We start from the raw sequence: 12,873 nt of genomic DNA, 5'->3' as shown, positions 1-12,873 counted from the left end.
AGAGAAAGAGATTTTTTCTTTTTAATAAGGGATTTGGCATGTTTTTAGGGACAACATAAGTATGTGGGAAGTCGATGAAATGTTATGCATATATAATTATTGTGTTTTGGGTTTAAACAATAAAACATAATAAAGTTGTTTTTTAGATTGCTGAGGAAGGAGGAAGTGTAAATGAGGATGAAGAGTCGAAAAACTGATTGGCCTGTGTTTATTATTAGCGGTGGTTCACTTTTATTATTTGTAATTGCAGTTTTTTTGAACAAGGATTATGTAGAGAGTGCGATTAATAACAGTTTCGCTTTTTCAATTAAATATTTTGGTGCCTTCTGGCAAGTTTTATTATTAGGTACATTTATTGTTGCGATGTGTATGGCGTTCTCCAAATATGGGAGAGTTAAACTTGGGGGATTAGAAAAACCTGAGATTAGTACGGCAAAATGGCTTGCTATTATTATGTCTACATTACTTGCCGGAGGTGGCGTTTTTTGGGCAGCAGCAGAGCCAATGTACCATTTGATGACGGTGCCACCAATACATGATGGTATATCTGCTGGAACGAAAGAAGCAGTTATGCCTGCTTTAGCACAAAGTTATATGCATTGGGGATTTTTAGCATGGACGATTTTAGGTACAATTAGTGCGGTAGTTATGATGTATGGACATTATCATAAAGGTATGCCGCTAAAACCTCGAACGCTTTTATATCCTATTTTTGGGGGAAAATTAAGAAAGAGCCTGCTTGGAACGATAATTGATGCAGCTGCAATTATTGCAGTAGCTGCAGGTACAATTGGCCCAATTGGATTTTTAGGTTTACAAGCAAGTTATGGGTTACAAGAATTATTTGGAATTTCTGATGTATTTACTACTCAATTAGCAATTATTGTTTGTGTAGTGGCCGTGTCTACCATATCGGCAGTAACAGGTATTGATAAAGGGATTCAAATTATAAGTAATTTAAATGTTAGATTAGCAATTTTGTTAATGGCATTCATATTACTATTTGGGCCAGGTGGATTTATTATTGATTCGTTTGTTTCTTCGTTTGGATTTTATGTAAGTGAGTTTATACCGATGAGCACATACCGTGGTGATACAAGTTGGTTAGGATCTTGGACAATCTTTTTCTGGGGATGGTTTATTGGATACGGACCAATGATGGCAATTTTAGTGAGTCGAATTTCAAGAGGGAGAACGATTCGAGAAATCATCGTTGCAATTGGAATTATCGCACCTATTATTACAACGTTTTGGTTTACTATATTAGGTGGATCAGGTGTGTTTTATGAGTTAATGAATCCTGGTTCTATCTCGGATGCATTAAGTGAATCTGGTATGCCGGCAGCTATGATTGCAATTACAGGACAATTGCCACTTTCTAATATTATTGGACCAGCATTTCTTTTATTAACAATTTTATTTGTAGTGACAACAGGAGATTCAATGGCGTATTCCATTTCAATGGCAGTGACTGGAGACGGAGATCCTAGAATTAGTTTGCGAATTTTTTGGTCGCTTATTATGGGAGCAGTTGCAGCAATTCTTTTATATATGGGTGAAGGAAGTATTAATGCGCTACAATCGTTTATCGTAGTGACGGCAGTTCCGGTATCAATTTTGTTATTCCCGATGCTATGGTTAGCGCCTAAAGTTGCGGGAGAATTAGCATTAAAACAAGGTATTGTAAAAGAAGAAGATAAAACTGCATTCTTATTTCAGAAGGCTAGTAAATCAAAATAAATAAAAACGTAAAAGAGGAAGCATCTTAAATGAGATGCTTCCTCTTTTACGTTTAATCTAATACTTTTCCCTTTGTTTCTGGTACACATAGTAGCATTGTAATTAACCCGATTGGGTAGATGATAAAAATCAGGGACAATGCTCCAAGTAGGTTGCCACTTGTAGCGAGTAAGCCGATGATAACAGGCCCAAATCCAGCTAATCCACGTCCTGTACCGAAAATAAAGTTTTCTGCGGTAGAGCGAGCTTCAGCAGGATAGTTTTCAGCTAAAATTGCCCCAAATCCTCCCATCATTCCATTTGCAAAGAATCCAAGCAATGCACTTCCCCATAATAATAATGTTGAATCTGTGAATAAGAAGAAGTAAATGAGGCAGTATACTGTACCGCCAATATAATAAATTGCAAAAGTTTTACGACGACCAATTTTATCAGCTAGAATACCAAAGGTTGCAATTCCAATTAGCATACCGATGGTAGAAATGAACATCCAGCCACTTGCTTTTGCTAATGTATAGTTATATTTATTTGCTAAAATAGTTGGCATCCATGTGAAGATTCCGTAATATCCGAAGTTCTGGATAAATGACATAATAATAAGACCGATTGTTGTGATTGTTACTTTTTTACTGGCAAATAACTTTCGAAGTGGGAATTTTTTTATATGTTTTAGTTGTTCTGCTTCAGTAGGTGTTAATTTACCTGCAGCTTCTTTTTGCAATAGTTCTTTTTTGTAGCGTTGTTTTTGCTCCCATATTTTCGGTTCACTTAAACTTTTACGGACATAGACAGCTAGTAAAGCTGGAATTAATCCAAATAAGAAAACGGCTCTCCATCCAAAATGCGGGACAATAAATGCTGGAAGGAGTGAAGCAACCAGTACACCAAATTGCCATCCAAGTGCAACAACAGATGTCGCTTTAGCGCGCATTTCTTTAGACCATGTTTCTGTTACAATGGCCATTCCGATTCCGAATTCACCACCAACTCCCATTCCAACTAAAAAGCGAAGAATTAATAATTGCCAGTAGTCTGTTGCGAAATAAATGAGTGCGGTTGCTAGTGAAAACAGTAAGATTGTGAAGGCCATTGTACGAATACGTCCAAATAAATCAGCAATAAATCCAAATAAATAAGAACCAATTAACATCCCTATTGTGGTAGCTAATGTTAAGTTTCCACCTTCAACAGGACTTAAGTGAAACTCTTTTAAAATATAGACAAGTACGAAAGATAATAGCAACATATCTAAACCTTCTGCTGCATATCCTAGCGCAGAACCAAATAATGTTTTATATCTTTTCGCTTTCGTCTCCTCTGTTATTTGTTGTACATCAGTAGTGACGTTCATTATTACTCCTCCTTATTTTCTACAGTCGCTATGGAAGAATAACAAAAGGCCTTCTCACCTGATATGATGAGAAGGCCAAAAAAGCATACGTATCCCCAAAAAAGAACATACGTATATTGTATTCCGACTTCCTTCTCAACCTCACGGGGTTGGGTTAAAGGACTGTATTATATTACTTTATTTTTAGCACTCTTCTATTGTATTGTCAAATAAAGAGGAAGTTATTATGTGTAAAATATTTCAAAAAATATTTCGTTCTTCTTGACGCCGACTTCATTATTTTCCCATAATAAAACTAACTAAATAAAAAGGAATGAATCAAAGATGCTAAATTTAGTACTCATGATGATTGAACGAGTCGGACTTATAGTTATTTTAGGATTTTTACTCTCTCATATTAAAACTTTCAGACGTCTCCTTCATAAACAGGATGGCTATGTAGATAAGCTTAAGCTTATTTGTATTTTTTCGGTATTTACAATTGTAAGCAATTACACTGGGATTGAAATAGCAGGAAATACGATTATGAATGAAAATTGGTTACAAGGTGTTTCTTCGTCAAGTACAATTGCGAATACGCGTATTATGGGTGTTGGTATTAGTGGCTTACTTGGTGGCCCTATCGTAGGGGTTGGAGTAGGGTTTATTGCTGGTATTCATCGTTATATGCTTGGTGGTACGACAGCGCTAAGCTGCGCAATCTCTTCTATTTTAGCGGGGATTATAACTGGTTATATCGGATATATTTTCAAAAAATATAATCGTACAATTACTCCTAAGTTTTCAGCAGTTTTAAGTGTTTTTATCGTATCTTTAGAAATGGTTATGATTTTATTAATTATAGAGGATGGAATTAGCGTTGTGAAAACAATAGCGATACCGATGATTCTTGTAAATAGTTTTGGAAGTTTTATTTTACTTTCTATGATACAAGCTATTTTGCGTCAGGAGGAGAATGCAAAAGCACTTCAGACTCATAAAGTATTGCGTATTGCTGATAAAACGTTACCGTATTTTCGTCAAGGTTTAACAGAAGAATCGTGTAAGCATGTGGCACAAATTATTCACCGCTTTACAGGAACGGATGCGGTATCTTTAACAGATACAGAGAAAATATTATCGCACGTTGGATTAGCATCAGATCACCATATTCCTTCACATAGTTTAATAACTGGTTTATCAAAAGAGGTTTTACATACAGGGCAAATAATGAAGGCGAAATCACGTGAGGTTATTAATTGCCAACATGAAAGCTGTCCCTTACAAGCCGCTATTGTTATTCCACTAACTTCACATGGAAATACGATAGGTACATTAAAACTGTATTTCAAAAATTCTAACCAGTTAAGTCGCGTTGAAGAAGAATTAGCAGAAGGGTTAGCAAAGATATTCTCCACGCAGTTAGAGTTAGGAGAAGCTGAGTTGCAAAGTAAATTACTTCAAGATGCGGAGATAAAAGCATTACAAGCGCAAATTAACCCGCACTTTTTATTTAATGCGATTAATACAGTATCAGCTTTATGCCGAACAGATGTAGAAAAAGCAAGGAAGTTACTATTACAGCTGAGCGTGTATTTTCGTTGTAATTTGCAAGGGGCACGTCAGTTATTGATTCCGCTAGAACAAGAATTAAACCACGTACAGGCATACTTATCACTAGAACAAGCAAGGTTCCCAAATAAGTATGAGGTAAAGATGTATATTGAGGATGAGCTAAAGACAACTTTAGTACCACCATTTGTTCTTCAACTATTGGTTGAAAATGCACTGCGACATGCTTTTCCGAAGAAGCAACCAATATGCGAAGTGGAAGTGCATGTTTTTGAAAAAGAGGGTATGGTTCACTTTGAAGTAAAAGATAATGGACAGGGAATTGAGGAAGAACGTTTAGAACAATTAGGAAAGATGGTAGTTTCATCAAAGAAAGGGACTGGAACAGCTTTATATAATATTAATGAACGTCTTATTGGGTTATTTGGGAAAGAAACGATGCTTCATATCGAAAGTGAATTAAATAAAGGGACGGAGATTACCTTTATTATTCCAAAAAAAGTAGGGGAGGAAGAGCCGGGTGTTAAAAGTATTAGTAGTTGACGATGAAATGTTAGCACGTGATGAACTAAAGTATTTATTAGAGAGAACGAAAGAAGTTGAGATAGTTGGTGAGGCTGATTGTGTGGAAGACGCATTAGAAGAATTAATGCAAAGTAGACCAGATATTGTGTTTTTAGATATTCAATTATCCGATGATAACGGATTTGAAATCGCGAATATATTAAAGAAGATGAAAAATCCACCTGCAATTGTATTTGCTACTGCCTATGATCAATATGCGCTGCAAGCATTTGAAGTAGATGCGTTAGACTACATTTTAAAACCATTTGATGAAGAACGTATTGTGCAAACATTAAAGAAGTATAAAAAACAAAAACAAGCGCAAATAGAAACGAAGCACGAAATAAAGGGGACAGATGTAGCAGCAGAGATGCATAAATTAGCATTACCAATTGAAGAATCAATCGTACTTGTGAATATTGAAGACATTATATATGTAGGGCTTGTAGATGGGAAAGTAACAGTAAAAACAATGAGGGAAACGTATGTAACACATGATACACTTGTAATTTTAGAGAAGAAGTTACCACAAGCAAGCTTCATGCGCATCCATCGTAGCTTTATTGCGAATATTAATCATATTACTGAAATTCAGCCATGGTTCAATTCTACTTATAATTTAATCATGAAAGAAGGATCGAAAGTACCTGTTAGCCGTACATATGCAAAAGAACTCAAGAAGCTGCTTCGTATTTAAGAAGCAGCTTTTGTATTTCATCCTTTTATATTTGTAACTGATTCTGTATATTTGACGTTCTGTTATGTAAACGCTTACTTTAGTGTTTATGTCCTATACAATAAAGGTACCAAATCGAAAGAGGTGGCCAAAATGAGTACGAAAAAAGTATATAGTTTCTTATCACAAGCATTTATATTCTCAGCTATTATGTTAATTTCAAATATTATTGCAACGCATTTACCAATTCCAATGCCTTCATCGGTAATCGGGTTAGTTATTTTATTTAGTCTATTATGTTTAAAAGTAATTAAATTGGAGCAAGTTGAATCACTTGGAACAGCTTTAACCGGCATTATCGGATTCCTTTTCGTCCCATCGGGTATTTCAGTTATTAATTCTCTTGGTGTAATGGGGCAATACTTTGTACAAATTTTAACTGTAATTGTTGTAGCAACAGTTATTTTACTCGCTGTAACAGGATTATTTGCACAATTCATTTTAGGAAAAGATGAAAAAGAAACAGAAGATACAAAAGAATTGAAAATAGTAAATAAAGGACGCAAGCACGGAAAGGTTGCGTAACCATTGAATTTATATATTGTTAGGAGGTAATGAACATGGCAAGCACAATGACTCCATATTTCGGAATCGTCGTTTCATTAATCGCATACGGAATCGGAACATTATTATTCAAGCATTCAAAAGGGTTCTTCCTATTTACACCATTATTCGTAGCGATGGTATTAGGGATTGTCTTTCTAAAGGTAGGTAACTTTACTTTTGAAGAATATAATACTGGTGGAAAAATGATTAGTTTCTTCTTAGAGCCAGCAACAATTGCATTCGCTATCCCGCTATATAAACAAGTTGATAAGTTGAAAAAATATTGGTGGAAAATTTTATCAGCTATCGTGGTTGGATCTATTTGTTCAGTAATTGTCGTGTTCATTGTTGCAAAAGCAATCGGTTTAGATACAGCAGTAATGAATTCAATGCTACCACAAGCAGCAACAACAGCAATTGCGTTACCAATTTCAGAAAGTATTGGTGGTATTCCTGCAATTACATCGTTTGCGGTTATTTTCAACGCAGTTATCGTATACGCATTAGGAGCATTATTCTTAAAAACATTTAGAGTGAAACATCCGATTGCAAAAGGTTTAGCACTTGGAACAGCGGGCCATGCACTAGGAGTTGCAGTAGGAATTGAAATGGGTGAGGTAGAGGCAGCGATGGCAAGTATCGCTGTAACGGTAGTTGGGGTTGTAACAGTAGTTGTCATCCCGATGTTCATGCCATTCATTGGATAGTAAAACTTACTTAAAAAATAAGAAAAGCAAGCTATTTGTAGGACAGATTTCTACTGATAGCTTGCTTTTTATGTTACAGTAGTGGTAAGACCTATTTAAAAAAATGTAAGTTTCCTTAAATCTTCATTAATACTATGTAGAATACGTTTTGAATTAGGTCATTGTATTGTAAAATAAGAAGTAAGCTACTATATACCTGTTAAGGTAGGCATATAATGAGTTTATAAAAATCTTAATATGAATGAATAATTAAAAGTAGAAAAGAGAGAGAAATCTACTTATTAACGTTTTAGTTTATAGGACAGGAGAGAGTATTCGTCGATTATGCAAATAAAAAACCTGTTTCAAAGCAAAGGATTTCAGAGGTTACTCGTATTAGTAATACTTGCTCTCGTGTTATACGGGCTGCAAAGTATGTTGAATTTAATATTAATTACGTTTATTCTCACGTATTTAATGGATCGATTCCAAAAGTTTATTTCCCGCAAATTAGATCATTTCATGCCTATTAATCGAAAAATTATTATAGCATTTCTATATGTAATGTTAATTGGTGGAATTGCTATTACGCTATTTAAATATTTACCAGTATTAACGATACAAATTTCACAATTGATTTACCAATTCAATGTATTTTTAAGAAACCCACCAGATAGTGAACTAATTAAGTATGCAGTTAATGCTGTCAATCATATGGAGCTTTCTAAATATGTAGGACAAGGCGTAGACATTTTGTATAAATCAATTACGAATGTTGGTAAATTTGGTCTTCAAGTTTTACTTTCTTTAATTTTGAGTTTGTTTTTCTTACTAGAAAAATCTCGTATTGTTGGTTTTACTGCAAAGTTTAAAGAAAGCAGGCTTGCAATTTTCTATACTGAAATTGAGTACTTCGGTAAGAAATTTGCACGTTCATTCGGAAAAGTAATCGAAGCACAATTTTTAATTGCAGTTGTTAACTGTGTTTTATCCGTGATTGCACTATGGATATTAGGATTCCCGCAATTATTAGGTTTAGCATTAATGATTTTCTTGCTTGGATTAATTCCAGTAGCGGGGGTTATCATTTCGTTATTCCCACTTTGTATGATTGCTTACAATATTGGCGGTATTATGTACGTTGTTTATATTTTAGTTATCGTAACAGTGATTCATGCGCTTGAAAGTTACGTATTAAATCCGAAGTTTATGTCGCAAAAAACAAATTTACCGATTTTCTATACTTTTATGGTATTAATTTTCTCAGAGCACTTCTTAGGTGTATGGGGACTGATTATCGGTATTCCAATCTTCATTTTCTTACTAGATGTTTTAGACGTGACAAGTGATGAAATTGAGAAGGATGTTGGAAAAAAATAAAGTGAAGTAGAGAAAAAGCATCGATGTTCGATGCTTTTTCTTTTATAACATTATGTTTCTTATGCCATACTGTAAGGAGAATATAGAATAGGGGTGAAGTAATGGCTGTAAATGAAAAGGTAGAATTGGCTACATTTGCTGGAGGGTGTTTCTGGTGTATGGTTTCTCCATTTGAAGAGATGGAGGGAATTATACAGGTTGTTTCAGGTTATACAGGCGGTCATAAAGAGGACCCAACGTATAAAGAAGTGTGCTCAGAAACAACAGGACATTATGAAGCAGTACAAATTACATTTGATGCAAATAAAATGCCGTATGAGGAATTGTTAAATATATATTGGAGACAAATTGATCCGACTGATATTGGGGGACAATTCCACGACCGCGGGCAGTCTTATGAAACGGTGATTTTTTATCATAATGAAGAACAACATAAAAAAGCTGAGGCCTCAAAAGAAGAGCTTGAGCAGAGTGGACGCTTTTCAAAACCAATTGCGACAAAAATATTACCAGCAGCTACATTTTATCCAGCTGAAGAATATCACCAAGGATATCATAAGAAAAACACATTCCGCTATGAGTTATATCGTAAAGGCTCAGGACGAGATGCTTTTATTAAGCAACATTGGCCAAAGGATAATGCTCATTTAAAAGAAAAACTCAATGAGATGCAGTTTTATGTAACACAGGAAAATGGTACAGAACCACCATTTCGAAATGAGTATTGGAACCATAAAGAGGAAGGTCTTTATGTAGACATCGTTTCAGGTGAGCCGCTGTTTACTTCTCTAGACAAATTTGATAGTGGATGTGGATGGCCTAGTTTTACAAAACCAGTTATGTCAGCAAGTGTGAAAGAAAAGATGGATGTGAGTCATAATATGACACGTACAGAAGTGAGAAGTAAAGAAGGAGACTCACATCTTGGGCACGTATTTCCAGACGGTCCAGGACCAAATGGCCTTCGTTACTGTATTAATTCCGCAGCTCTTCGATTTATTCCAAAAGAGGAATTAGAGAAAGAAGGCTATGGCGATTTCCTAATCTTGTTTGGAAATAAAAAATAACCTCGCAGTTAGCGAGGTTATTTTTTTGTTATTTTGCTTTTTGCTTTTTGAACTTGCTTAATACTTCATAAACGATTGGAACAATAAGAAGTGTTAATAACGTTGAACTTGTTAATCCACCAATTACTGTTACACCAAGTCCTTTAGAAATTAAGCCACTACCTTCAAATCCTAATGCAAGCGGGATAAGAGCACCGATTGTTGCAATTGCAGTCATTAAAATCGGACGAAGGCGTGTTGCACCAGCTTCTAATAAAGCTTCACGTGTTGATAAACCTTCATTTTCTTTATGAATAACGCGGTCGATAAGCACGATTGCGTTTGTTACAACGATACCGATTAACATAAGCGCCCCAATCATTGCAGATACACTTAATGTTTCACCAGAGATTAATAAGGCAACAAGAGCCCCAATAATTGTGAATGGTAGCGAGAATAGAATTGCGAATGGTGCAAGGGCACCGCCAAATGTAACGACAAGAACGAAGTATACAATGGCAATTGCCGCTAACATCGCTAGGCCAAGTTGCTTGAATGATTCTTGAATATCTTTAGTAACACCGCCCATAGAAACATCTACACCAGAAGGAAGATCCATTTTATCTACTTCTTTTTGGACTGCAGCAGATGCTTTTGAAACGTCATCAGATGTTAATTTTGCACTAACCTCTGCATAAACACGGCCATCTCGGTGTGTTACTGTATTCGATGTTTCGCCTTCTTTTACAGTCATAACATCTTTCACAGCTACTTCATTACCGAGTGGTGTTGTAATTTTACGATTTGTTAAGTCATCGATTGTTTCATAATTTTGTTTTTCAGCTTCTACATATACATTGATATCTTTACCGTCTTTTTTAATTGTTGTCAAAACAGGTCGATCATGTTGATTAGAAAGTCCCATTCCAATTTGAGCAGCCGTTAAGCCCATTTTACTCAGCTTTTCTTGATCTGCGACTAAAGTGTACTCTGCATATGTTTTTGCAATACTAGAATCTATATCTTTTAAGTCTTTATTTTTCTTCATGATATTTTGAATATCTTTTACGACAGGCTTAATGTCTTCTGAGCTATCTCCGTAAACGTATAGTTTAATTTCATTACTACCGCCACTTGCTCCGAAGTCTTGGTTTTTCCATTCGCCTTTGCCAGACATCTTCTGTAAATCTTTAACGACTTGTTCTTTCTCTTTTTCGAAGTTTTTCGTGTCGTTATCATATTGCACGAAGAACATTGCTTGGTTTGATTGACCAGGACTCATTGGATTCTCTCCACCTAATGAGAACTGAATTGTTTTGACGTCTTTATTATCTTGGAAGTGCTTCTCAGCTTTTGTTGCAATTTTTTCAACGTCTTCTAACGTTTGACCTGGTTCAGGATTATATGTTGCAATAATCATTTTTTCTTCTTCAGAAGGTAAGAAACTTACACCGATAACTGGTACAAGTGCAAGACTACCAACCAATAGAAGGACAGCGATACTTGATGTAATAATTTTGTGATTTAAAGCCCATGCAAGTATGCGTTTATAACCATTTGCTAATTTACTTGGTTTTTCTTCATGATGTACTTCTTTTTCCCTCATACTCTCTTTCTTAAATAAAGAGTGAGCTAGCATCGGTACGATTGTAACAGCCACTAGTAACGACGCTAATAAAGCGAAGACGATAGTTAAGGCAAATGGTAAGAACATTTCACCAATCATACCTTTTACAAGTCCTAGAGGTAAGAATACAGCGATTGTCACAATGGTAGAAGACATAATCGGGATAAACATTTCTTTCGTAGCTTCACGAATTAAATCTTTTCCGCGCAATTTCTCTTCTGATAACGACATACGTCGGTAAATATTTTCAATAACAACAATTGAGTCATCAACAACACGGCCTATAGCCACTGTCATTGCTCCAAGCGTCATAATGTTAAGCGTAATATCCATTTGCTTTATGACTAAAACAGCAATTAATAAAGAAAGTGGTATTGAAACGACAGAGATTAACGTTGTTCGAATATTTCGTAGGAACAGCATAATAATAACAATCGCAAAGATAGCGCCGAAAATTGCTTTGCTCAGCATTGTTTCAACTGATTTTTCAATAGGTGCACCTTGGTCGAATGTTGAAATGATCTCTAAATCTTTATATTTTTTCTCAAGATCTTTTACTTTATCTTTTACTGCATTTACAGCATCAACTGTATTTGCATCAGAGGCCTTCACAATTTGAATTCCAATTGCTTCTTTTCCATTTGTTCGAGAAATGGATTCTGCTTTCCCAACTTCTTTAATGTCAGCAATTTCGTCTAATGTAACTGTTGGAATTCCGTTCATAGCAGCTGGATTCATTTGCGGCGTTTGTGCACCAGCGCCAGCATTTTGACTACCTTGACCGTTAGGTGATGAAGGTATAGCTGGGATTTTGATTTCTTTTAACGCTTTAATTGTTGTAATATTGCCATCTACAACAACTGATTTTTCCGTGTCTTTAAACGTGTATAAGCCAAGTGGTAAAGATACGTCCGATCCCTTAATCACATTTTTTACAGTATCTTCACTTAGTCCTAATTCTTTCATTTTATCTTTCTTGAAGACGAGCTGTACTTCATCTACTTGTTGACCTGCAATTTGAACAGATGCAACACCATCAAGTCCTTTTAATCCTGGTACAACATTTTTCTCTACATTTTCAGTTAAGGTAGCTAAAGATTCATTCTTGCTTGCTACGCTTAACGAAATAACAGGAAAAGCATTGAAGTTTACTCGTGAAACTTTAGGATCTTTAACACCTTCTGGGAGTTTCACATTCGTGAGAGCCTCTTTAATTTCCGTTTCTGCTTTTTCCATATTTTTATCAAAATCGTATTCTACTTGAATAGAAGATGCGTTTTGAAAAGATGATGAGCTCACAACGTTAACACCGCTTAAATTTTGTAGTTGTTCTTCCATCGGCTTTGAAACTTTATCAGCTACTTCTTCTGGTGTAGCACCAGGATAGACCGTAGTTACTGTCACAATCGGTGTTGTAATATCAGGAATTGTTTCCAGCTTCATATTGAGTCCAGAGTAGATCCCTGCAATAGTAACAATAATGGTTAGTAGCCAAACTGCGAACTTATTTTTTAACGAGAAATTGATGATTTTGTTCATGTTTGCGCTCCCTTTTTATTATATTGACCAACTGGTCAGTCTAATACATAATATAACTGACCGTTTGGTCAATCGTCAATAAAAAGAGATGGTATAATAAATCCATA

9 protein-coding genes are annotated in these 12,873 nt (G+C 35.4%); 7 read left to right on the top strand and 2 right to left on the bottom strand.

The features are described 5' to 3' along the window. Positions 1-171: 171 nt before the first annotated feature. Positions 172-1,740, top strand: a complete 1,569-nt coding sequence (locus OXT04_RS23295; protein ID WP_097822004.1) for a BCCT family transporter — start codon at positions 172-174, stop codon at positions 1,738-1,740. A gap of 52 nt (positions 1,741-1,792) precedes the next feature. Here the strand turns inward: OXT04_RS23295 and OXT04_RS23290 are convergent, their stop codons facing one another. Next, positions 1,793-3,091 (bottom strand): MFS transporter, encoded by a 1,299-nt coding sequence (locus OXT04_RS23290; RefSeq protein ID WP_267417925.1) that lies wholly within the window; start codon positions 3,089-3,091, stop codon positions 1,793-1,795. 324 nt (positions 3,092-3,415) lie between these two features. Between OXT04_RS23290 and lytS the strand changes: the two genes are divergently transcribed. From lytS to msrB, 6 genes are all read left to right on the top strand, one after another. After that, complete coding sequence (gene lytS, locus OXT04_RS23285) at positions 3,416-5,185, top strand: two-component system sensor histidine kinase LytS (RefSeq protein WP_065229625.1); 1,770 nt, start codon at positions 3,416-3,418, stop codon at positions 5,183-5,185. Continuing rightward, positions 5,163-5,903 (top strand): LytR/AlgR family response regulator transcription factor, encoded by a 741-nt coding sequence (locus tag OXT04_RS23280; protein WP_000921848.1) that lies wholly within the window; start codon positions 5,163-5,165, stop codon positions 5,901-5,903. The genes lytS and OXT04_RS23280 overlap by 23 nt, the downstream gene beginning before the upstream one ends. A 132-nt stretch (positions 5,904-6,035) precedes the next feature. Further along, complete coding sequence (gene lrgA, locus OXT04_RS23275) at positions 6,036-6,467, top strand: antiholin-like murein hydrolase modulator LrgA (protein WP_053563271.1); 432 nt, start codon at positions 6,036-6,038, stop codon at positions 6,465-6,467. Between the two features lie 35 nt (positions 6,468-6,502). Continuing rightward, positions 6,503-7,195, top strand: a complete 693-nt coding sequence (gene lrgB, locus OXT04_RS23270; protein WP_000168863.1) for an antiholin-like protein LrgB — start codon at positions 6,503-6,505, stop codon at positions 7,193-7,195. 324 nt (positions 7,196-7,519) lie between these two features. After that, the gene (locus OXT04_RS23265) at positions 7,520-8,554 is read left to right on the top strand and encodes an AI-2E family transporter (protein WP_097924439.1); all 1,035 of its coding nucleotides are present in this window, start codon (positions 7,520-7,522) and stop codon (positions 8,552-8,554) included. A 101-nt stretch (positions 8,555-8,655) separates the two neighbouring features. Continuing rightward, positions 8,656-9,621 carry a peptide-methionine (R)-S-oxide reductase MsrB gene (gene msrB / locus OXT04_RS23260; RefSeq protein ID WP_000290179.1) on the top strand — a complete coding sequence of 322 codons (966 nt, stop codon included), beginning with the start codon at positions 8,656-8,658 and terminating at the stop codon, positions 9,619-9,621. A 28-nt stretch (positions 9,622-9,649) separates the two neighbouring features. Here msrB and OXT04_RS23255 read toward each other — a convergent pair whose 3' ends face one another. Beyond that, positions 9,650-12,766, bottom strand: coding sequence for an efflux RND transporter permease subunit (locus OXT04_RS23255; protein ID WP_267417918.1), 3,117 nt, complete (start codon positions 12,764-12,766; stop codon positions 9,650-9,652). Positions 12,767-12,873: the final 107 nt, after the last annotated feature.

Origin of the sequence: Bacillus sp. GC_Bacil_1, assembly GCF_026540675.1 — a bacterium.
GTDB lineage: Bacteria > Bacillota > Bacilli > Bacillales > Bacillaceae_G > Bacillus_A > Bacillus_A cereus.
The sequence above is the reverse complement of the archived record's forward strand: the minus strand, read 5'-3'. Positions and strand labels throughout refer to the sequence as shown.